Origin of the sequence: Dryocola sharpae, assembly GCF_051307055.1 — a bacterium.
Lineage (GTDB): Bacteria > Pseudomonadota > Gammaproteobacteria > Enterobacterales > Enterobacteriaceae > Dryocola.
In genome coordinates this window covers 3,576,601-3,598,266 of sequence record NZ_CP149994.1, presented here as the reverse complement: position 1 = coordinate 3,598,266, position 21,666 = coordinate 3,576,601, and the positions used below count along the sequence as shown (strand labels likewise).

24 protein-coding genes are annotated in these 21,666 nt (G+C 54.4%); 10 read left to right on the top strand and 14 right to left on the bottom strand.

Going from position 1 to position 21,666, the window contains the following annotated elements; all coding sequences use genetic code 11:
* Positions 1-9: 9 nt before the first annotated feature.
* From yggU to WLO31_RS17115, 3 genes are read right to left on the bottom strand one after another with little or no spacing between them, the layout of a single operon-like run.
* The gene (yggU, locus tag WLO31_RS17125; protein ID WP_435927823.1) at positions 10-300 is read right to left on the bottom strand and encodes a DUF167 family protein YggU; all 291 of its coding nucleotides are present in this window, start codon (positions 298-300) and stop codon (positions 10-12) included.
* The gene (locus tag WLO31_RS17120) at positions 297-863 is read right to left on the bottom strand and encodes a YggT family protein (RefSeq protein WP_435927822.1); all 567 of its coding nucleotides are present in this window, start codon (positions 861-863) and stop codon (positions 297-299) included. The genes yggU and WLO31_RS17120 overlap by 4 nt, the downstream gene beginning before the upstream one ends.
* A 22-nt stretch (positions 864-885) precedes the next feature.
* Positions 886-1,590, bottom strand: coding sequence for a YggS family pyridoxal phosphate-dependent enzyme (locus WLO31_RS17115; protein ID WP_435930654.1), 705 nt, complete (start codon positions 1,588-1,590; stop codon positions 886-888).
* A gap of 15 nt (positions 1,591-1,605) precedes the next feature.
* On the opposite strand from WLO31_RS17115, the gene WLO31_RS17110 reads away from it, so the two are divergent.
* The 3 genes from WLO31_RS17110 to WLO31_RS17100 all read left to right on the top strand — a co-directional run bounded on the left by WLO31_RS17110 (position 1,606) and on the right by WLO31_RS17100 (position 3,345).
* Positions 1,606-2,628 carry a type IV pilus twitching motility protein PilT gene (locus WLO31_RS17110; RefSeq protein WP_435927821.1) on the top strand — a complete coding sequence of 341 codons (1,023 nt, stop codon included), beginning with the start codon at positions 1,606-1,608 and terminating at the stop codon, positions 2,626-2,628.
* A 61-nt stretch (positions 2,629-2,689) separates the two neighbouring features.
* The gene (locus WLO31_RS17105) at positions 2,690-2,872 is read left to right on the top strand and encodes a type II toxin-antitoxin system HicA family toxin (RefSeq protein ID WP_435927820.1); all 183 of its coding nucleotides are present in this window, start codon (positions 2,690-2,692) and stop codon (positions 2,870-2,872) included.
* A gap of 23 nt (positions 2,873-2,895) precedes the next feature.
* A complete protein-coding gene (locus tag WLO31_RS17100; protein ID WP_435927819.1) occupies positions 2,896-3,345 on the top strand; it encodes a type II toxin-antitoxin system HicB family antitoxin in 450 nt (149 codons plus the stop codon).
* 53 nt (positions 3,346-3,398) lie between these two features.
* Here WLO31_RS17100 and WLO31_RS17095 read toward each other — a convergent pair whose 3' ends face one another.
* On the bottom strand, positions 3,399-5,657 hold the full coding sequence (locus tag WLO31_RS17095; protein ID WP_435927818.1) for an FAD-dependent oxidoreductase: 2,259 nt from the start codon (positions 5,655-5,657) through the stop codon (positions 3,399-3,401).
* A gap of 63 nt (positions 5,658-5,720) precedes the next feature.
* Between WLO31_RS17095 and WLO31_RS17090 the strand changes: the two genes are divergently transcribed.
* On the top strand, positions 5,721-6,416 hold the full coding sequence (locus tag WLO31_RS17090; RefSeq protein WP_435927817.1) for an IclR family transcriptional regulator domain-containing protein: 696 nt from the start codon (positions 5,721-5,723) through the stop codon (positions 6,414-6,416).
* Here WLO31_RS17090 and WLO31_RS17085 read toward each other — a convergent pair.
* The 9 genes from WLO31_RS17085 to metK form a co-directional block, all read right to left on the bottom strand.
* Positions 6,400-7,722, bottom strand: a complete 1,323-nt coding sequence (locus WLO31_RS17085; protein WP_435927816.1) for an MFS transporter — start codon at positions 7,720-7,722, stop codon at positions 6,400-6,402. The two genes, WLO31_RS17090 and WLO31_RS17085, sit on opposite strands and share 17 nt — an antisense overlap.
* A gap of 221 nt (positions 7,723-7,943) precedes the next feature.
* On the bottom strand, positions 7,944-8,363 hold the full coding sequence (gene ruvX, locus WLO31_RS17080) for a Holliday junction resolvase RuvX (RefSeq protein WP_435927815.1): 420 nt from the start codon (positions 8,361-8,363) through the stop codon (positions 7,944-7,946).
* On the bottom strand, positions 8,363-8,926 hold the full coding sequence (locus tag WLO31_RS17075; protein ID WP_435927814.1) for a YqgE/AlgH family protein: 564 nt from the start codon (positions 8,924-8,926) through the stop codon (positions 8,363-8,365). The genes ruvX and WLO31_RS17075 overlap by 1 nt, the downstream gene beginning before the upstream one ends.
* Positions 8,927-9,027: 101 nt before the next feature.
* On the bottom strand, positions 9,028-9,975 hold the full coding sequence (gene gshB, locus WLO31_RS17070) for a glutathione synthase (RefSeq protein ID WP_435927813.1): 948 nt from the start codon (positions 9,973-9,975) through the stop codon (positions 9,028-9,030).
* A gap of 10 nt (positions 9,976-9,985) precedes the next feature.
* The gene (gene rsmE / locus WLO31_RS17065) at positions 9,986-10,717 is read right to left on the bottom strand and encodes a 16S rRNA (uracil(1498)-N(3))-methyltransferase (RefSeq protein WP_435927812.1); all 732 of its coding nucleotides are present in this window, start codon (positions 10,715-10,717) and stop codon (positions 9,986-9,988) included.
* 173 nt (positions 10,718-10,890) lie between these two features.
* Positions 10,891-11,598, bottom strand: a complete 708-nt coding sequence (gene endA, locus WLO31_RS17060; RefSeq protein ID WP_435927810.1) for a deoxyribonuclease I — start codon at positions 11,596-11,598, stop codon at positions 10,891-10,893.
* A gap of 90 nt (positions 11,599-11,688) precedes the next feature.
* Complete coding sequence (locus tag WLO31_RS17055) at positions 11,689-12,204, bottom strand: SprT family zinc-dependent metalloprotease (protein WP_435927809.1); 516 nt, start codon at positions 12,202-12,204, stop codon at positions 11,689-11,691.
* Positions 12,205-12,275: 71 nt separating this feature from the next.
* Positions 12,276-13,670: a sugar porter family MFS transporter gene (locus WLO31_RS17050; RefSeq protein WP_435927808.1), complete on the bottom strand. Its 1,395-nt coding sequence runs from the start codon at positions 13,668-13,670 to the stop codon at positions 12,276-12,278.
* 403 nt (positions 13,671-14,073) lie between these two features.
* Positions 14,074-15,228 carry a methionine adenosyltransferase gene (gene metK / locus WLO31_RS17045; protein ID WP_435927807.1) on the bottom strand — a complete coding sequence of 385 codons (1,155 nt, stop codon included), beginning with the start codon at positions 15,226-15,228 and terminating at the stop codon, positions 14,074-14,076.
* A 494-nt stretch (positions 15,229-15,722) separates the two neighbouring features.
* On the opposite strand from metK, the gene WLO31_RS17040 reads away from it, so the two are divergent.
* The 4 genes from WLO31_RS17040 to speB all read left to right on the top strand — a co-directional run bounded on the left by WLO31_RS17040 (position 15,723) and on the right by speB (position 19,262).
* A complete protein-coding gene (locus WLO31_RS17040; protein ID WP_435927806.1) occupies positions 15,723-15,953 on the top strand; it encodes a hypothetical protein in 231 nt (76 codons plus the stop codon).
* 93 nt (positions 15,954-16,046) lie between these two features.
* Positions 16,047-16,193: an acid stress response protein YqgB gene (yqgB, locus tag WLO31_RS17035; RefSeq protein ID WP_435930653.1), complete on the top strand. Its 147-nt coding sequence runs from the start codon at positions 16,047-16,049 to the stop codon at positions 16,191-16,193.
* A complete protein-coding gene (speA, locus tag WLO31_RS17030) occupies positions 16,186-18,162 on the top strand; it encodes a biosynthetic arginine decarboxylase (RefSeq protein WP_435927805.1) in 1,977 nt (658 codons plus the stop codon). Before yqgB ends, speA begins: the two co-directional genes overlap by 8 nt.
* Before the next feature lie 179 nt (positions 18,163-18,341).
* Positions 18,342-19,262, top strand: a complete 921-nt coding sequence (gene speB, locus WLO31_RS17025; RefSeq protein ID WP_435927804.1) for an agmatinase — start codon at positions 18,342-18,344, stop codon at positions 19,260-19,262.
* 115 nt (positions 19,263-19,377) lie between these two features.
* Here the strand turns inward: speB and WLO31_RS17020 are convergent, their stop codons facing one another.
* Positions 19,378-20,589 carry an MFS transporter gene (locus tag WLO31_RS17020; RefSeq protein ID WP_435927803.1) on the bottom strand — a complete coding sequence of 404 codons (1,212 nt, stop codon included), beginning with the start codon at positions 20,587-20,589 and terminating at the stop codon, positions 19,378-19,380.
* Positions 20,590-21,024: 435 nt separating this feature from the next.
* On the opposite strand from WLO31_RS17020, the gene WLO31_RS17015 reads away from it, so the two are divergent.
* Together WLO31_RS17015 and WLO31_RS17010 are read left to right on the top strand one after the other, a co-directional pair.
* Positions 21,025-21,348 (top strand): non-heme iron oxygenase ferredoxin subunit, encoded by a 324-nt coding sequence (locus tag WLO31_RS17015; RefSeq protein ID WP_435930652.1) that lies wholly within the window; start codon positions 21,025-21,027, stop codon positions 21,346-21,348.
* On the top strand, positions 21,345-21,653 hold the full coding sequence (locus tag WLO31_RS17010) for a recombinase-like helix-turn-helix domain-containing protein (RefSeq protein WP_435927802.1): 309 nt from the start codon (positions 21,345-21,347) through the stop codon (positions 21,651-21,653). The genes WLO31_RS17015 and WLO31_RS17010 overlap by 4 nt, the downstream gene beginning before the upstream one ends.
* Positions 21,654-21,666 lie beyond the last annotated feature (13 nt).

Here is a 21,666-nt window from a genome sequence, read left to right as displayed (position 1 = left end):
TTTGGGTAATTATTCGAGCAATGCCGCGACTTCCGTCGGGATTTGTTGCGGGTCGATAATCTTAAGTTGTTTATGGCGGCCCAGCTCGCCTTTCTCAAGCAGCACCTGGCCTCTGGCGACGCGGAACTGTTTAGCCAGATATTTTACCAGATGCGCGTTGGCTTTGCCGTCTACCGGTGGGGCGGTAATGGCGACTTTCAGCTCGTCGCCGTGCAGTCCGATAATAGAATCCCGGCTGGCTTTAGGCTGAATATAGAGCCGTAAAACCAGCCCGTCGGCGGTTTGATTCACTGCGCTCAAAGCGCCATCCACAGGCCCGGCAGCAGCATATTGCCGGAAAGCGCCAGCAGCTCGGCAATGCCGATATTCAGCGCGTAAAGCGCCAGAATCACGATCATACCGGAGAAATCGATGCCGCCCATCGCCGGCAGAATGCGGCGCACCGGTGCCATAAAGGGTTCGGTTAGCTGCATCAGAACGAATTCAACCGGGCTACGACCCTGGCTTACCCAGCTCATCAGCGCCCGGATAATCATCACCCAGAAGAACAGCAGGCCTGCGGTTTTCAGCAGCACCAGCAGGGCGGCAATCCAGATGATCGGCGCGAAGCTGACAGCCTGGAAAAGCACCATCGCTTTCACCAGGCACAGCAGAAAGGCGATAAGCAGCGAAGCGCTGTCGACAGGCCCCATCGACGGAATAAAGCGTCGTAACGGGCTGATTACCGGCTGGGTTGCTTTCACCACGAACTGTGAAAACGGATTGTAGAAATCCGTACGCGCCCACTGCATCCAGATGCGCAGCAGCAGCACCATGACATACAGCTCAATGACGGTGGAAAGCAGGAAGGTCAACATCTGCATGGCGTTCCTCAACGTTTAGTGTTTAGCGAGCAGGATAATCCCGCGCGCCGAATATAGCGGTTCCAATGCGCACCATGGTGCTGCCTGCGGCAATCGCGGCGTCCATGTCATCGGTCATGCCCAGAGATAATGTATCGACCGTCGAATAACGGTTTTTAAGCGTTTCGAATGCCGCGGCCATCCGGCTGCAAACGGCGAACTGGCGCTCGTAATCGGGTTCAGGCGCGGGAATCGCCATTAAACCCCGTAACAGCAGACCCGGCAGCGCGGCAACTTCAGATGCGAGCTGTTCAAGCTCGCTAAGCGCGATCCCGGATTTGCTATGTTCATCGCTAATATTTATTTGAATCAGTACGTTAAGCGGCGGCATATCCGCCGGACGCTGCTCGCTCAGACGAGTGGCGATGCGCAGTCTGTCTACCGTATGGCACCAGTCAAAATGCTCGGCAACCAGACGACTTTTGTTTGACTGCAAAGGCCCGATAAAGTGCCATTCAAGCGGCTGGTCGCCGTTTTCAGCAAAGTGGCGAATTTTATCCACGCCTTCCTGGACATAGTTCTCGCCGAAAGCGCGCTGCCCGGCGGCAACCGCTTCTTCGATGGCGCTCGCAGGTTTGGTTTTGCTGACCGCAAGCAAAGTAACTTCTTCGGAAGCACGCCCGCAGCGCGATGCCGCCGCTGAGATTTTGTGGTGAACCTGTGCCAGATTGTGCGCTATCTCGTTCATACGTTGGAAAGTGATATGGATATCGAAGAAATTGTGGCCCTTAGTGTAAAGCATAACGCTTCCGATCTACACCTGTGCTCGGGGCAATCTGCACGCTGGCGCAGGCAAGGGCGGCTTGAACCTTTTCCGGAAACGGCGCCTGAACCCGAAATCCTGCTTGCGGGCTGGCTTGCGAAGGAGCAGCGAGAAGTGCTGGAAGATACGGGACAAATAGATTTTGCCGTGACGCTTGCTGGCGATATTCGGCTGCGCGTCAACGCTTTTCGCCAGTATCAGGGCTACTCACTCGCGTTACGTTTGCTCGCATCAGGCTGTCCAAAGCTGGAAGAATTAAGCGTACCGCCAATGATTCCGTCGCTACTGCAAATGCCCGACGGCCTGATCCTGGTGACAGGCGCCACCGGCAGCGGTAAAACCACCACGCTTGCGGCAATGGTCGATCGCCTCAATCATCGTCTGGATGGGCATATCCTCACTCTTGAAGACCCCGTGGAGTTTGTGCATCGCTCCGGACGATGCCTGATCCAGCAAAGGGAGCCCGGCGTGCATTGCCAGACATTCGCAGCCGGGCTAAAAGCCGCGCTGCGCGAAGACCCGGATGTGATCCTGCTTGGGGAATTGCGAGACGGCGAAACCATACGGCTGGCTTTAACCGCGGCGGAAACAGGTCATCTGGTGCTGGCTACGCTGCATACGCGCGGCGCGGCGCAGGCGGTGGAAAGGCTGGTGGACGTGTTCCCGGCGGAAGAAAAAGACCACGTCCGCAGCCAGCTTGCAGGCAGCCTTAAAGCCGTACTGGCACAAAAGCTATTGCCGGCAAAGCAGGGTGGAAGGGTCGCGCTGTATGAACTGCTGGTAAATACCCCGGCGGTGGCGAACCTGATTCGCGAAGGCAAAACGCATCAGCTGCCCGGCCTGCTGCAGACGGGGCAGCAGCATGGGATGCAGAGTTTTGCGCAGAGTAAGGCCGAGCGGTGGCGCGAAGGGAAAATCGATGACGACGAGGCTACCGATACGCTCAGGGAGGAGACATTATGAGCAACGTTATTGTATTTGTGTGTATGCGTGTGTATATTAACCTGCCGGTCAGGAGGAGAATATGAGATCCGCTGACTTAATAAAGGAGCTGAAGGCCGCAGGATGCGAACCCGTCAGAAAATCTGGCGGCAGTCACTGGATATGGTGCTCGCCAAACACGGGGAAAACTTTCCCCGTACCGCATCCGAAAAAAGATTTGCCCATAGGTAGAGTCAGATCCATTCGTCAAATAGCGGGAATTTAACCCGCAGTTACCGGAGGTTGAACATGTTTTTTTCTGTTGGCGTGGAAATGCCCGCAAACGAGAATGAAGCCTATGGCCTGATTGTGCCTGCGCTGTGTACCGATGATTTTGGCTGTGTTTCTGCGGCAGATAATCAGGATGAGATAGCAGCTATGGTTCAGGAAGCGATTTTATCGATTGTCGATCTGATGGTCGAGCGTGGAAAGGATATCACCCGGCTTAAAGATGCAGGGCCATTTATTTATGCAGCAAACCCGGAATATAGCTACTGCAATCAGTGGTTAATGGTCGATGTCGATTTGTCTTCCCTTGAGGGGAAGCCACAGCGGATAAATATAAATCTTCCGGATGCATTGCTACAACGCATTGATTCCCGCGTCAAAAAAGCTGATTCAGGTTACCGGGACCGCAGCCATTTCCTGGCCGTAGCGGCGAGGCATGAATTGACTAAAGCCGACAAAAATAGCTGCTGACAAGGGCGGATAAGCGTAAGCGCCATCCGCCGCCAGGGTTTCGCTAAATTCGCTTAACGCACATTAAGCGAATACAACGCTGGGATCCCGCCTGCCGTGCAGACAATTTCGAGTTTGATCTGCTTAGCGGTAAGAGGCTGTGATAAGCGATGCTCGCAAACGGAGTGCCGATTATCCGTAATCTCCACAAGAATTTTATTGTCCGCCCACAGGCGATAGTGAGTGACACAATGTGGAGTAACAGAAAGCGAGTGGCCCATTTGCACTGATTCCATTGCATTATCGAAATCGTTATCAAAGACCAACGTGAGGGTATTGAATGTTTGCGGTATCGCCCATCGCCATATCACCCAGGGGGTACGATCGCCAAAATCTGGCACCCATGCGTTGGTATGCTGCTCGGGACGCAGGCGGCCATTAAGTAAATTCTCTGGCGCATAGCATCGTAACGCAGGCTCAAAGCGAAGCGCGGGTAGAATCTGATTTGGATGGCGACGCGGCAGCCAGAAATCAAATTCGTCAACGCCGTAGTCCCCGTCGGCTACCTGACGCGTATGCTTCGCCACGCGGGCATTTAAGCTGTTAAATAAGGTCATAATGCCCGGCAGATGCTGCCCGGTGAGCGCGATTTCAATCTGTTCATTGCTTTCAAAAGCGATAAAAAGATATTCATCCCGTTTACTTTGATAATCGAAACGCACCCCGTATTCGCCCTGTTGAACAATGGAGAGGGTCTGTTCGCCCAGCGGTGTATCGGGCGTGAAGTTGCCTGCTCTTGCACTGCCCAACAGATTGATTTTCAATGATTGTGGCGAAGCTGTCCGCAAGGTGAAGCGCATCTCTGGTAACTTTTCGTTAGCTTTTAAAGGCAAAAGAATTGCCATGCGCTCCTTAAGCGCTGCCCAGTCACCGTTGGCTGATAGCGCTTTCGGACGTAGTTCGCTACTGGTATCGATCCGTGCTCCGCTTGCCGGGTCAGCAAGCCACTGGCGTGGTATGTAGCAGCCCGTTTGTTGCAGATGCTGCTGTAGAGCGCAGACTCGATCTTTTTCCGCCAGCTGGGACGCGGTCAGCTTTTGCTGATGGCACAGGGCAGCGGCACGCCCAACGACCTCGCCCAGTAAGCCACAGGTGCACATAACGCGGGCGCTGCCAAAGGCCACGTGTGATGCGGAAATCAACCGTCCGGTAAGAAACAGATTTTCCAGCGAGCGGCTGTACAGGCTGCGGTAGGGGATAGTGTAAGTCCCTTTGCTGTGGAACTGGCGGCAGCCGTCATGCTTACTGTAGACGCCGTCTGCCGGGTGAAGGTCGATAGACCAGCCGCCGTAGGCTACGGCGTCATAGTGGTCGCGTTGTTCAATGATGTCCTGCTGGGAAAGTATATGGTCACCGATGAAGCGACGGCTTTCACGTTTGCCAGGTATTGCACCCACCCACTCGATGGTCATATTAGCGGCATCTTCAAACTGGCCGGAATTTTTAATGTAATCCCATACGCCCCAGACTATTTTCCACAGCTCCCACTTAATCTCTTCGCTGTCGTGAATGGTATCCAGGCGTCCGCCCCATTCCAGCCACCACAAATCGCAGCCATTCAGGGTGGAAGTCAGCCGGGTATAGCGGGGGATGTCCTGAATATCTTTTAAGGCAAAAGAAGGGGGAACAAAATTAACCGGTGAGCTGCCCTTTTTGGTATAGAAATAGATGGAGTGGCCCAGCTTATGACCAAAATTATCCCCCGGCGCCATTTTTTCATCGAATTCTTGCGGGTCTTCCGCGCCTACCCGGTATTCGGCACCGGCAAAGTGGCCCAGCACGCCGTCGCCGGTTGCATCGCAAAACTGTGCGGCAGCAATGTCGTAAAAGGTTTCGTTAATGGCATTAAAGCCTTTGACGCGAGTAATTCTTTTCTCTTCTGTGAAGACTTCGAATAGCGCGGTATTCAGCAGCAAAGTGAGATTCGGTTCGCTTCTGGCCATATCAAGCAGCACCAGATCGAACATCACGGGGTTCCCCTCTTTGTTGCGATAGAGATTTTCTTCCATGATTTCGCCCATAATCCCGCCTTCACGAGCCCAGCGGTTATTGTTCCCCATATGGGATGTCGCGCCGTTGGCCCACAGACGGACTTCGCTGGAAGCATTTCCTCCCAGCACGGGACGATCCTGAACCAACACGACCTGTAACCCGTCACGTGCGGCAGCAAGCGCGGCGCAAAGACCGGCAAGGCCGCCACCGGCTACCAGCAGGTCGGTCTGTAGCCGCTGCTGCGGAAATTCTCTGGCGTCGGTTTGCTGAAAGATTTGCATAAAGTTTGTTTCCTCTAAAACTGGCGATAAAATCGGGTTTCCTGCATTCATTTGAAGCGCGCTATGTCATCACAACCGAATCAAAGCCTTATCGACGGTATCCGTTGCCTGCAGTATCTGGTTTCCAGCGATCGGGCCATTGGTTGCCGTGAACTGGCTCGCCTGATGGGTATTAACGCCACCCGTGTCAATCGTCTGTTGATGACGATGGCCGCGATTGGCCTCACCCAGCAGGATGAGCAGCGTCGCTACCTTCCCGGCCCCGGCATTCATGCTTTAGCGGCCCAGGCGATTCGCGGTTCCGCCCTTTTCTCACAGGCTCTGCCTTTGCTCGAGCGCCACGCGCCGAAGGACATCGTGGTGGCTATGGGCGTGCTCTGGGAGGATCAGGTTATCTATATCTATCACTCCGAGCCGGGTATTCAGATGAGCCAGGCGCTGGCTGGTTTTCATATGCTTCCTGCCTGGCAATCGGTTATTGGTATGGCGCTGCTGGCAGGTGAAACTGATGAAGCCCTGCAGCAGCGTTTCACTCCTGAACAGTGGCAGGCAATGTCGCCTTACCTGGCTCAGCAGCGTGCACAGGGCCATGTGGTATGGCGTCATGACGATGGCGAGCTTTCTATGGCGCAGCCGTTGGGTGCCCACAATGCCGCGCTGGCGCTCGCCGGGATATGGGATGCGGGTGAAGAGCAGATCGCCCCGCGCCTTAGCCAGCTGCAAAAACTTGCCGCTCAGCTTGTCACGCATGCGGCTTAGTTTGCTTTGTTGTATCAAGGTCGATACGTCCGACAACAAACAGATACGAACAGATCCCAAGCCCCGCCAGCACCGCGATGAATGCCAGCGCCGGCGCAAAGTTATGCCCGTCGATCAGCGCTCCGATAGCAATAGGCACTACGATAGACGACAGCGCGCCGGTAAAGTTAAACACGCCTCCCGCCAGGCCGATTAAATGGCGCGGAGCCAGCGCGGTAACGAATACCCAGGTGATAGTGGCAAGGCCGTTACCAAAGAAGGCAATCGACATGAACAGGATAATGAGCGTCGGATCGTTGGTGTAGTTGGCACCCAGGATAAACAGCGTTAGCGCCATACCCAGGATGACCGGCGCTTTTCGTGCGAAGCTTGCGCTGACGCCGCGCTTAACCAGGCGGTCAGAAACAAAGCCTGCCAGCAACACGCCGAAAAACGCCGCCAGATACGGCACAGAGGCGATGTATCCGGACTTGATGAAATCCATATGGCGATACTGCACGAGGTAGGTCGGAAACCAGGTCAGGAAAAACCAAAAGGTCGCGGAGATGGTGAACTGGCCGAAATAAATGCCGATAAGCTTGCGGCTGCGAAACATCAGCGCAAGATCGCTCCATGAGAAAGCTCGTTTTGCCGCTTCCTGGCGGCTTTCCAGAATCGCTCCTCCTTCACGGATATGATCCAGCTCCGCCTTCGAAATACTTTTGTGTTCCAGCGGTTCACGATACAAGCAGTACCACACCACGGCCCAGAGCATACCCACGACGCCGGTGATGAGAAACAGCCCGCGCCAGCCAAAAAGATCCTGCACATGGAAAAGAAGCGGAGTCATGCAGGCCAGGCCTACAAATTGCGCGGAGGAGTAAATACCGATGGCGCTTGCTCGTTCCTCTTCCGGGAACCAGCTGGAAATAACCCGGTTATTCGATGGCATTACGGGAGCTTCAAATGCCCCGACGCCCAGACGTAAACCGACCAGCGCGCCGAAGCTGTTGGCTATCGCGTGCAGCGCGGTTATTAATGACCAGATAAACAACCCGACGCCATACACAATGCGCGAACCGAAGCGATCGATAACAAAGCCTCCGGGGATCTGCAGGGCAGCATAGATCCAGCCGAAGGCTGAAAAGATCAGCCCCATTTGTAGCGGGGTGAACTGCATTTCTCCTGCCATTTCAGTGGCGGCTACCGAGAGATTGGTACGATCCATGTAGTTGATAATAATGTTAATAAAAACCAGGCCGAGCACCAGAAAACGTACACGGCCGGAACTTTTAGCCTTTGCTGTAGTAAGTGGTTGTTCTGACATAAGAATATTCTCTTAGCGTTTATTATCACCGCCTGCGGCTTACCGACAGGAATGCGTTCACTTAACCTCAATGTTTCTTTTATAGAAACACAAAAGCGATCGCAAAGAGATACCTACGGATTTGTGATCATGTTGGAATTACTAAGAGACTAGTTGCAGAAATTGCAGAGGAAAATTTTTCTCACCTCTGAAAAAGAGGTGAGTGAGGGGCGGGCGGGCAATCACGGATGATATTCAAACCAGCTTTCAAGAATAATCACGGCGGAAGCGGAATCAATGCTGCCTTTGTTAAGCGCGCGGAAGCCGCCGTGCTCAAACAGGCCCGCACGCGCTTCAACGGTGCTGAGGCGCTCGTCCTGTAAGGATACCTTCACGCCAAAGCGGCCGTGCAGACGGTTAGCGAATTTACGGGCGCGGGCGGTCAGCGGCTGTTCCGTGCCGTCCATATTCAGCGGCAGGCCAACGATTACTTCGTCTGGCTGCCACTCTTTCAGGATTTTTTCTACGGCGTTCCAGTCCGGCGAGCCTTCCTGCGCTTTTAGCGCGGTGAGCGGGCGGGCGGTGCCGGTAATACGCTGGCCGATCGCCACGCCGATGCTTTTAGTGCCGAAATCAAAGGCTAAAAGTGTTCCGCTGCTCATTACGCGTGCCCCGCTTCGCCTGGCATAGTATGGATATCAACACCAATCAGCTTCGCCGCTTCGCGCCAGCGTTCGGCAATCGGCGTAGTAAACAGAATGGCGGCATCTGCCGGAGCGGTAAGCCAGGCGTTTTCAAGGATCTCCTGCTCAAGCTGTCCTTTTTCCCATGAGGAATAGCCCAGCGCCACCATCACCTCTTTCGGCTGGTTCGGCGTGCCGATGGTTTCCAGCACGTCTCTTGAGGTGGTGATTACCGTATCGTCAGAAATACGAATGCTTGAAGCGAACATATCTGGCGGGCTGTGCAGGATAAAGCCACGATCTTCGGCCAGCGGGCCGCCGATAAACACGGGCTTATCAAGACGAATAGCGGGGTCGCGAGGATCGGGTTCGATCTTTAACTTTTGCAGTACGCCATCAACCTGAAGGTTTTCGAGGGGTTTATTAATAATGATCCCCATCGCGCCATCTTCGTTGTATTCGCAGATATAGACTACGGCACGCTTAAAAAGGGGGTCCTGAAGAGCCGGCATGGCAATAAGAAAGTGATGCTGTAAATTCATTGTCAGAGGTTCTGATCCCGGTTGAAAAAGCGACAGCGTCCAGTATGCGGGGAAAGCGGCTAGCTGTCACTACTGGCGGTGTCCCTACCGCCGTTTAAAAATCACTCAGCGATGCGCTTTTCGATGGCGTCAAACAGCATACCGGTAATGGAAACCGGAAACGCGGCTTCGATTTCACGGATGCAGGTAGGGCTGGTGACGTTAATCTCGGTCAGGCGATCGCCGATAATATCGAGGCCTACGAAAATCAGCCCTTTGGCTTTCAGGGTTGGGCCCACGCGGCGTGCAATTTCCCAGTCGCTTTCGGTCAACGGGCGCGGTTCGCCACGGCCGCCGGCCGCCAGGTTACCACGCGTTTCGCCGCCCTGGGGAATACGCGCCAGGCAGTACGGAACCGGTTCGCCGTCAACGACCAGCACACGCTTGTCGCCATCGACGATAGCGGGCAGATAGTTTTGCGCCATGCAGTAGCGGTTGCCAAGCTCGGTCAGGGTTTCTGCAATCACGCCGAGGTTAGGATCGCCTTCCTTCACGCGGAAAATGGATGTACCGCCCATGCCGTCCAGCGGCTTCATGATGATATCGCCATGCTTTTGCCAGAACGCTTTAAGCTGCGCCTTGTTGCGCGTCACCAGCGTTTCCGGAGTCAAATCCGCAAACCAGGCGGTGAACAGCTTCTCGTTACAGTCGCGCAGGCTCTGCGGTTTGTTGACGATTAGCGTACCCTGTTCTTCGACGCGCTCAAGGATGTAGGTGGCGTAGATGAATTCGGTATCAAATGGCGGATCTTTACGCATCAGCACGACGTTAAGGTCGGCCAGCGCGATATCCTGCTCGCTGTTAAATTCATACCATTTGTCGTAGTTCTGTTCGACGGACAGCAGGCGGGTACGCGCGCGCGCTTCGCCGTTAATCAGGTAGAGATCCGCCATTTCCATGTAATGGATCTCATAACCGCGGCGTTGCGCTTCGAGCAGCATGGCAAAGCTTGAGTCTTTCTTGATATTGATGTGTGCGATGGGGTCCATCACGATGCCGAGCTTGATCATTTTTTCTCCTTTAGCCCAAATCGCCAAAACGCACCTGAAGCGCGGTGATGGCGGTGAGCGCGGTAGTCTCAGTGCGCAGAACGCGTGGTCCTAACAAGATATCAGTAAACTGGTGGCGTGCGGTCATGGCAATTTCATCCGCCGTTAAACCACCTTCCGGGCCAATCAATAAACGCACGCGTTCGACCGGCTGCGGCAGGGTATTTATGCTGGCGCTGGCGCGAGGATGAAGGTTGAGCTTCAGGCTGTCGTCCTGCTCGGCGCACCACGCTTCGAGCTCCATCGCCGGGCGTATTTCCGGCACCAGGTTACGTCCGCACTGTTCGCAGGCGCCAACGGCGATTTTGCGCCACTGGGTGAGCTTTTTATTCAGACGTTCGGCATCAAGCTTTACGCCACAGCGCTCGGAGAACAAAGGCGTAATTACGTTCACGCCAAGCTCCACGGCTTTTTGAATAGTGAACTCCATTTTTTCGCCGCGTGACATCACCTGGCCGAGGTGCAGGTGCAGCGGGGATTCACGGTCATCGGCGTTTGCAGCAAGCACTTTGACACGCACATTTTTTTTATCGGCCTGCACGATTTCAGCTGCAAAAACCTGGTTGCTACCGTCAAAAAGCTGCAGGGCGTGGCCGGCTCCCATGCGTAACACGCGGCCCACATGGTTTGCGGCATCTTCGCTGAGGAAAACATCCTGGCCGGGGGCGAGTAATTCAGGGTGATGAATGCGGGGTATGCGCATGACGTCAGTTATCCGGTTAGTTGCGCTGCGTTTTTTCGTCCTCACCCTGACCCTCTCCCCAAAGGGGCGAGGGGACAAAACGAAGCCGCTTGTTTTCCTCCTCGGCCTTCCAAGAAGAAGGCCGGGGTGAGGGTTAACTGTCGCAGCAAAGAAACAATTGCCGCTAGTGTAGGTTAGCTGTTTTGTGCCTGGCAAGCCCGCAGCACATAAGGGTTATGATTGCCCTGAACTTTAGCGATACGTTCGTCGCGTTTGCACTCCCAGGCGCTCACCGGATACAGCTTGTTCCAGGCTTCAAAAAGCTGGGTCTGCTGGCGGGAGAGCTTCAGCTGATACTGGTCGCGCATATAGAAGTAGGTGCGTGCAATAGCGCCGCGTGCGCGGGCTGGCGGCTCGGCAATCTTATCCTTAAAATCGACCTTCATTGCGCACTGGCCGTACTGGCCTTCACCGCCGTTCCACTGGCTGTACATAAAGTTATTGCGATCGGCATTCACTTCGCCGACAGCGGGCTGCAGGTTATGCATATCGCTTTCTATTTTGCGATAAACAGGATCTTTGCTGCACTTCTTCCTCCCGCCATTCTGCCAGCACTGGCGCTGGTGGCCGAACTGCCAGGCCGGCATCACATGTTCCCATTCGATGCGTGTGGCGCGGTTTTCGTTTTTACGTACCTTATAGCCGCACGATTTGAGATCGGGGACGCCCTTTTTTCCGTGCCAGTTGATTTTGCATCCGCAGTAAAAGTCGCCCGGCGCGTCGGCATTTACTTTGACGCCAGCGGTTTTGGCCTGCGAGAAACTGTTGATACCGGCGCTGAGCGCGGAAAAAGAGCAAAGGGCTGCAACACCTGCAACAGCCCAAAAATATTTGCGAGACATTTCCAGAATCCTTACTAAAACCTGCCCGCACCCTACCTGAGGATTTATCCAGTTTCAATCAGCAGGATCGGGAAAGCTGGCGCGTGATTTTTAATGGCAGGAAGGCGTAAGTTCCGGTTTTAACAGGTCGCCGCACTGCACGCAGCGGTATTCAAATTCACCGCGCAGCACTTTATTGTGGCGGCGCACGGTAAGCTGATGCAGCTGGCAGCGGCAGCGATAGGGGAAGGTGTTTTTGCGAACGGACTGGACTTCAAACTGGTGCGTCCGACGAGCGGGAACGCCAAGCACGGCCTCCATCATCCATTTCCATTCTTTGCCGTGGGGCGCTACGCGGCCAAAGTGTTTCCAGACCAGAAGATGAGCCAGCTCGTGCGGCACCACCTCATCGATAAAAGCCTGCTGATTTTCCATCAGCAATACGGGATTTAAACGGATTTCGTAGCTTTCCATCCATGCGGTGCCCGCGGCGGTGCCTCGTTGCTGATACACCAGTTTCGGTTCCGGATAGTTACGGCCTAACTGCAGGTTTGCCTGCTGCAGTTTTTCCCGCAGGCAACGCATAACGGCCTGCTGGACGGCAATGGGGAGTCGTGGGGATTTCATAACGGCAGAGAATAGAATGGGGCGGGACGAGGCGCAAGCCCCTCTCCTTATGGAGAAGGGCCATTTTTTGCTTAGTCGTGAGCGCCAATCTCACGTAACGGACGGCCTTTCATCAGGTTGCGTTCGATATGTTCCAGCGATACGTGTTTGGTTTCCGGCACCAGCCACAGCGTCAGAACGATAAAGAAGACGTTCAGAGCGGCGTAGACCCAGAAGGTATTCGCGTTGCCCAGCGTGTTGAGCATGGTCAGGAAGGTTGCGCCGACGATCATGTTGGCGATCCAGTTAGTGGCGGTAGAGCAGGTAATGCCAAAATCACGGCCTTTCAGCGGCTGGATTTCAGAGCACAGCACCCAGATCAGCGGCCCGGCGCTCATCGCAAAGCCCACGATAAACATCAGCAGCATAGCCACGGCGAAGTACTGCGCGCCCTGAGAATGGATGCCGACATGCAGCATGGTGCCCAGCACGCCCATACCCGTTGCCATCACCAGGAAGCCCAGCACCAGCGTCGGTTTACGGCCCCAGCGATCCACGAGGCCGATGGCGATGAAGGTCGCCAGCACGTTAATCAGGCCAACGATAACCGTACCCCACATCTGCTGCGTGGTATTGGTAAAGCCGGCGATTTCAAAGATTTTTGGCGCGTAATACATGATGACGTTCATGCCGGTGAACTGCTGCATGACCTGCAGCAGAACGCCAAGGAATACCGCACGACGGAAGTTGCTGTTGTCTTTAAACAGCGACCAGCCGCTCTGTTTCACCTGCAGGCTCTCACGAATCTCTTCGAGTTCACGTTTTGCTTCGGCGCTGGTATCACGCAGGCGTAACAGCACGCGTTCCGCGTCGTGGAAGCGGCGTTTGGCGGCGAACCAGCGCGGGCTGTCCGGCAGGAAGAACACGCCAATCAGCAGCAGCAGGGCCGGAAGGGTGATAATGCCGAGCATCCAGCGCCAGGAGCCTGAATAGCTAAAGGCGGTGTCGGACAGGTACGCGCCCAGAATGCCGATGGTGATCATCAGCTGATACATCGAAATCATACTGCCGCGAATTTTTTCCGGGGCGATCTCAGACAGGTAAAGCGGAGCGGTATAAGACGCCACGCCTACGGCCAGGCCAAGCAGCACGCGGGAGATAATTAACACCTCAACGTTCGGCGCAAAGGCGGAACACAGCGAACCGGCCACAAACAGCACGGCGCCAATCATCAGGCTGTATTTACGCCCGAGACGGAAGGAGAGCCAGCCGCTGCCGACGGCGCCTACGGCGGCACCAAACATCATGGAGCTGACGACCCATTCCTGCGTGTGCGAGCTTATCTGGAAATCGTTAGCAATAAACGGCAGGGCGCCTGCGATAACGCCGATATCCAGGCCAAACAGCAAACCTGCCAGCGCCGCAAGGAAGCAGACGAAGAAGGTCATGCTCTTATTAGATCGCCCATGTTTTTTAATGTCAGGCATATAGCCCTCCGGTTGAATTATCAATTTTATCGTGGTTAAGGTTAGGCGTGTGCCGCGCAAAATAGTGTGATGCTAATCACGTTAGTGTAATCGGTTACACAAATGTCAAGAACCGTATAGGTTATTTATGCAGATAAAACATAGCATTAAGAACCGACGCAGCAAGCAATCTGTTGCTTTTTCAGACTAAGCCGAAGCAGATTGTAACAAATGCGCAGAAGAAGGGAGGCAGGAGGATTAATCCGATTGTAAAAGGGTAAAATATAGGTGTAACCGCTTTCATAAAACCCGTGGCGGTTGCTAAAAAGAAAGTATAGACGAGGGAAATAAAAACGAGAGTTTCAGCAGGTGTAAAAACAAAAGGCCAGCAGAGCCGGCCTTGAAAGGGAAAAACCGTGGCGGATTATTTCAGGCCAGCAGCTTCGCGCAGCAGGGCAGCTTTGTCGGTTTTTTCCCATGGGAAATGTTCACGACCAAAGTGACCGTAGGCAGCGGTTTCTTTGTAGATTGGGTGCAGCAGATCCAGCATCTGGATCAGACCGTATGGACGCAGGTCGAAGAACTCGCGTACCAGCAGGGTCAGCTGCTCGGTTGAGATTTTCTCGGTGCCGAAGGTTTCAACCATGATGGAAGTAGGTTCAGCAACGCCGATAGCGTAAGAGACCTGAATCTCACAGCGGTCTGCAAGTCCTGCAGCCACGATGTTTTTTGCAACGTAACGCGCAGCGTACGCGGCGGAACGGTCCACTTTAGAAGGATCTTTACCGGAGAACGCGCCGCCGCCGTGACGAGCCATGCCGCCGTAGGTATCCACGATGATTTTACGGCCGGTCAGGCCGCAGTCGCCCATTGGCCCGCCGATAACAAAACGGCCGGTTGGGTTGATGTGGTATTTGGTTGAAGCGTTAAGCCATTCCGCAGGCAGTACCGGCTTGATAATCTCTTCCATCACCGCTTCCTGCAGCGTTTTCAGCTCGATGTCTTCGGAATGCTGGGTGGAGAGCACTACCGCATCGATACCGACAATTTTGCCGTCGTCATACTGGAAGGTGATCTGGCTTTTCGCGTCCGGGCGCAGCCATGGCAGCATGCCGTTTTTACGTACTTCAGCCTGGCGCTGAACCAGACGGTGTGCGTAAGTGATAGGCGCAGGCATCAGCACGTCGGTTTCGTTGGTCGCATAACCAAACATCAGGCCCTGGTCGCCCGCGCCCTGTTCCAGCGGATCGGTACGGTCAACGCCCTGGTTGATATCCGGCGACTGTTTGCCGATGGCGCTCAGCACGGCACAGGAGTTGGCATCAAAGCCCATATCAGAATGCACGTAGCCGATCTCACGAACCGTGTTACGGGTGATCTCTTCGATATCAACCCATGCACTGGTAGTGATTTCGCCGCCAACCAGCACCATGCCGGTCTTCACGTACGTCTCACAGGCTACGCGCGCTTTCGGATCCTGCTCCAGGATCGCATCAAGTACCGCATCGGAGATTTGGTCAGCGATTTTGTCGGGATGCCCTTCTGATACAGACTCGGACGTAAAAAGGTGTTTAGCCATGTTTTCTTCACCCTAAAATAATTCGTATAGTACAGACTGCTGTTGAATGACCACCGCATCAGTGCGATATGCTGATATTATGGCTATTTGCCACAGGTTGAACGACAGGCAGTCTAACAGTTAATCAGTATAGATGGATTAACATCTGGACGGCCATTTTAGGTTAACCCTTAATCATATTGCCAGCGATTTTTCTCGCTCAGCACATTTATGGATAAAAGGGAGCGGCAATTTTTCCTGACGGCGCTGGCAAAGCCCGTATTTATCTTTTGCTTTTTCCGTCCGTTATGGGTATAAAGCGGCGCGCGCGGCTCATTCAATAAGCACACAAGTTTTGTGCCCACTTCCAGCCGGGTTGAGCAATTTTCTTAGCTAAGATTGCTGATAAAGAAGGAAAAAACGTGTTTTTTCCTTCTTTATGGCTATCAGGCGAAAATCAATAAACTGATTTTTCTGTTAATTTTTGGGGTGACATCTTTCAGGGCTTCACCTGGATGAGAGCTGTCATCAGTCTGAGCAATTTTCTTAGCTTTGGCTTGTCGCATACCCAAACCGTATGCGTGGAGGTGATACGATTGATGAACCGCTGTAATTCGCAGAATCTGGCGCACAGTCCTTGTGTGCGACTGCCCCTCGCAAACTGCCTTTCTTTACTCCATCCCAGCCGATGTTATACCTGGCCCGGCGCTTCTCACGACGCCAGAGCCGGTCGCGCACGCCTGTAATTTCAGTACCTGGGCGCTCTTGTCTTTGATAAGAGTTTTCTCGTGGTTTCGCCGACCCGTCCCACGGAGTTCGGTCACGTGTTTTACAATGATATGAAAAAGAAACCGATCGCACAGTTTTTCTGTCAGCGTCTTATGCTGCCGTTACGCGCTGTTAATGGGTTGTTATTGCAGGATACCCCTGCGATAGTAGTTAACTGTTTTGCACATTCGTTTAAATTTGAGGTTCGCCATGTCTGACAAAATCTCTTCCGTTTCGGGTTCGTCAGTGGGCGAGCAGAATGTACACCGCTCCATGCAGGAGGTTGCCATGAGTTCCCAGGAAGCCAGCAAGATGCTGCGTACTTACAATATTGCCTGGTGGGGCAATAACTATTACGACGTCAACGAACTGGGTCATATTACCGTATGCCCGGATCCGGATGTCCCTGAGGCACGAGTCGATCTGGCTGAGCTGGTCAAAGCCCGTGAAGCGCAAGGGCAGCGCCTGCCTGCGCTGTTCTGTTTTCCGCAGATCCTGCAGCACCGCCTGCGCTCTATTAATGCGGCCTTCAAACGCGCGCGCGAATCCTACGGCTATAACGGCAACTATTTTCTCGTTTACCCAATCAAGGTAAACCAGCACCGTCGCGTCATTGAATCGCTGATTCATTCCGGCGAGCCGCTGGGGCTGGAAGCGGGTTCTAAAGCCGAGCTGATGGCTGTTCTGGCGCACGCCGGCATGACGCGTTCGGTAATTGTCTGCAACGGCTATAAAGACCGCGAATATATTCGCCTGGCGCTGATCGGCGAGAAAATGGGCCACAAGGTCTATCTGGTTATCGAGAAGATGTCAGAGATCCGTATCGTGCTGGAAGAGGCCGAGCGTCTGAACGTGGTGCCGCGCCTTGGCGTGCGTGCGCGTCTGGCATCGCAGGGCTCCGGGAAATGGCAGTCTTCCGGCGGTGAAAAATCCAAATTTGGCCTGGCGGCGACGCAGGTTCTGCAGCTGGTTGAAATGTTGCGTGAAGCCGGTCGTATCGACAGCCTGCAACTGCTGCACTTCCATCTCGGCTCGCAAATGGCGAACATTCGCGACATCGCCACCGGCGTTCGTGAATCTGCACGCTTCTACGTTGAGCTGCATAAGATGGGCGTTAACATCGAATGCTTCGACGTGGGCGGCGGCCTGGGCGTGGACTACGAAGGAACGCGCTCGCAGTCGGATTGTTCGGTTAACTACGGCCTGAACGAATACGCCAACAACATTATCTGGGCGATTGGCGACGCGTGCGAAGAGCATGGCCTGCCGCATCCTACGGTCATTACCGAATCCGGCCGTGCGGTTACCGCGCATCATACCGTGCTGGTGTCGAACATTATCGGCGTCGAGCGCAACGAATACACTACGCCAACGGCTCCCGCTGAAGACGCCGCGCGCGCGTTGCAAAGCATGTGGGAAACCTGGGGCGAAATGCACGAGCCGAATAACCGCCGTTCGCTGCGCGAATGGCTGCATGACAGCCAGATGGATCTGCACGATATCCATACCGGCTACGCTGCGGGGAGCTACTCGTTGCAGGAACGCGCCTGGGCGGAGCAGCTTTACCTGGGCATGTGCCATGAAATTCAGCGCCTGCTGGACCCGAGCAACCGCGCCCACCGTCCAATCATTGACGAGCTGCAGGAACGCATGGCGGACAAGATTTACGTCAACTTCTCGCTGTTCCAGTCCATGCCGGATGCCTGGGGTATCGACCAGCTGTTCCCGGTGCTGCCGCTTGAAGGACTGAATCAGGTTCCCGAGCGCCGCGCGGTGCTGCTGGATATTACCTGCGATTCCGATGGCGCTATCGATCACTACATCGACGGCGACGGTATCGCCACCACCATGCCGATGCCGGAATACGACCCGGAGAACCCGCCGCCGCTGGGCTTCTTTATGGTCGGGGCGTATCAGGAGATTTTGGGCAACATGCATAACCTCTTCGGCGATACTGAGGCGGTGGATGTATTCGTCTTCCCTGACGGCAATGTGGAAGTTGAGCTTTCTGACGAAGGCGACACCGTGGCGGATATGCTGCAATACGTGCAGCTTGATCCGAACACGCTGCTGACCCACTTCCGCGATCAGGTAAAACAGACCGATCTGGATGCCGCTTTGCAGCAGCAGTTCCTGGAGGAGTTCGAAGCAGGCCTTTACGGCTACACTTACCTGGAAGACGAGTAATCCCGAAGTCTGTTCTATACTGTGCGTATGAATTACGCACTATTGAACCCGGATGAAATTACGGCGATAATCCGCGCCAACAGGCAGTATCGAAACTAATCCAGTCCCTTCCTCGTCGGGTTTAACGACGCGGAGGGGACTTTTTTTTGACATAAATTCACTCACCGAGAGGTCAGACAATGAACACCCTGGGCCATCAGTACGATAATTCCCTGGTCTCCAACGCCTTTGGTTTTTTACGTTTCCCGTTAAACTTCCAGCCGTACGACAGCGATGCCGACTGGGTGATCACCGGCGTTCCGTTTGATGCGGCTACCTCCGGGCGCGCGGGCGGCCGTCATGGTCCTGCGGCTATTCGCCAGGTTTCCACCAACCTTGCCTGGGAAGGCAACCGCTTCCCGTGGAATTTCGATATGCGCGAACGTCTGAACGTCGTGGACTGCGGCGATCTGGTGTACGCCTTTGGCGATTCGCGCGACATGAGCGAGCGCCTGCAGGCTCATGCTGAGAAGCTGCTGGCCGCGGGCAAGCGCATGCTCTCTTTCGGCGGCGATCACTTCGTGACTCTGCCGCTGCTGCGCGCGCACGCTAAGCACTTCGGCAAAATGGCGCTGGTGCATTTCGATGCGCATACCGACACCTACTCTAACGGCTGCGAGTTCGATCACGGCACCATGTTCTACACTGCGCCGAAAGAAGGCCTGATCGACCCTGACCATTCGGTACAGATTGGTATCCGCACCGAGTTTGATAAAGATAACGGTTTTACCGTGCTGGATGCGGGGCAGGTTAACGACCGCACCGTTGACGACGTGCTGGCGCAGGTTAAGCAGATTGTCGGCGATATGCCGGTTTACCTGACCTTCGATATCGACTGTCTGGATCCTGCTTTCGCGCCGGGTACCGGCACGCCGGTTATCGGCGGCCTGACCTCAGACCGCGCCCTGAAGCTGGTACGCGGCCTGAAGGATCTGAACATCGTTGGCATGGATCTCGTTGAGGTCGCCCCGGCCTACGACCAGTCTGAAATCACCGCGCTTGCCGGCGCTACGCTTGCGCTGGAAATGCTCTATATCCAGGCTGCGAAAAAAGGCGAATAAGCGCGGGCTCAACCGCCAAAAAACTCTGTTTTTTGGCGGTTGAGCCAGGCCAGAAGAGATAACGCTTTGTTTCTGCTTAAGCCGTATTTGCGGGCTTTTAAGAGCAGAATAAGGTTTAAGCCAGCGCTGCTGCGCGACGCATGCGCAGCAGCAGCATACTGCCCGCCAGCAGCGTTACCACCTGCGAAATCACCAGCACCGAGAACCCCGATGACACCGTTCCCACGTTGCGCATCACCAGCCCCATCAGCAGCGGAATAAAGGCTGCGCACAGATTCCCTATGCCGTTAACGATCCCATAAGCGCTACCGACCGCCTCACGGCTTGCATGATGCTGAACCACGGTGGGTATCGCCGCGCCCTGTAACCCCCAGCAGGCGTTTGCCATCAGCAGCCAGAACGCCAGCCACGCGGGCTGCGTGCTCATCATCAGGCCTGTTACCGCGCAGGCCGTCGAAGCCCCGCCGATGACAAACAGCAGCGGAGCCTGGGCAGGGCGAAGCTTATCGAGCAGCACGCCGCCAAGGTATTTTGATCCCAGGCTGATAATAAACGGGACGGCTGCAAGCCAGCCTGTTGCCTGCAGCGAGAACTGATGCTCATCGCGCAGCCAGGCGGGAAGCCAGGCGCTGCTTCCCCACAGATAGCTCAGCGTGGCTATCTCTACCAGCAAAATCCAGCCGAGCAGCGGAGTCTGCCAGGCAAGGCGCAACGTGGTGGTAAACCTGCGTCGGGGAACGGCGTTTTTGTGCGGAGGGGGCGGGATAAAGCCTAAAACCAGGCCGCCGCCGAGCAGCAGATTAATCAACGCCAGCGCCTGAAAAGAACCCGCCCAGCCAAAATGCCCGACAAGCCATGTCACCAGCGGGAAGCCAACGGCCAGGCCGAGCGAGACGCCCAGCGCGCTTACCGCGTTGGGTTTACCCAGTTCGTGAGCGGCGAAACGGTCGCTGATAAAGCGGGTTTTCAGCGAGAAAAGCGGCCCTTCGGCTATGCCCAAAATCAGACGGGCAATCAGTAATCCCATCAGCGATCCGGCCAGCGGCGATACCGCGCAAACGACGGCCCAGATCAGCGTGCTTAACAGCAGGGCGTGACGGTAATGCATCCGACTTTCCATTACCGGCGTGAGGAATAACGCTGAAAATCCATAGCCCAGCAGAAACAGGGTCATCAACATTCCCTGTAACATTCTGTTATCATTTAACCGAAAATGGCTGGCAAATTCGGGGTTAAGAATCATCACTGAAATATTTACGCGGTCTATATAAGCAATTACCACTAATAACAAAAGTGCGGTCACTCCCAGCCAGCGGTTGGATAGCATCTTGTTTCTTCTCCGGTTTATAGGCTCGATGAGTCTTCTTTGTTTCTGCGGAAAAATAATCACCTATCTAAAATGGTTGATATTTGAAACTTGCTGTATTTTAAGGATAAATTAATGGTTTGTTTCATATATGAAACGCCACACTTCCGCTTCTTATTTTTGTTTATCCGCAATGGCCCTCTAAAGTCAATTAAAATATCTGGCACTCATTCGATACGCGATAAATATAAAAATTATGTATGTGCGCCCGCATTTTTAATCACCTGTTTCATCTGGGTGCACGTTTTCGTGAGCGATTCCACAGTTGAGAGAATTACTCCCGCATCATTAACAAACTTGTCACATATCCCCTTGACGAAAAGTCCAGCGCTTTTATATTGAGCGTATTAAATAAGAAACAGAGTTTCATATATGAAACAACCGCCGGAGGATCTGATGAGCTGGATGGGCGTATGTAATGTAGAGCAGGTGCAGGAAGACTTTCCTTATAGCGGCAACGTCGAAGGTAAAGAGATTGGTGTCTATCTGGTGGATGGCGAGTATTACGCGCTCGAAGACGTCTGCCCCCATGCCTACGCGCTGCTGAGTCAGGGTTTTGTCGACGACGGCAAAGTTGAATGTCCGCTGCACGAGGCGGTATTTGATATCCGTACCGGGGCCTGCCTGCGCGAGCCGGGCGAACGCAACCTGAAACGCTACCCGGTGCGCGTATTCGACAACCAGATCCAAATCACCTTTATCCCGGAGACAGTGGAATGAGCGAGAACGCTGAATTTAACCCGTCATTGCCGATTAGCTTTCAGTTTACGCCGCCAAAAGAGGGGGGCAACGGCACGATCCACAAGCCCGGGCATTACCAGAATCTGGTATGGCAAACCCGCAGCCGTGAACCAGAAGCCTTTGAGCTGACGCTTATCGCTGCCCTTGAGCAACTTTTTGAGCAGGGCGTGGAAACGCTGCCGGAGCTGGTGAACGCCTTAAACAGCCGCCAGGTTTACGACCGACACGGCGAAGCCTGGCAGGAGAGCAGTTTTCGGGAGTTTATGCAGGTTAACGGTTACTAACGGCGGAGAGCAG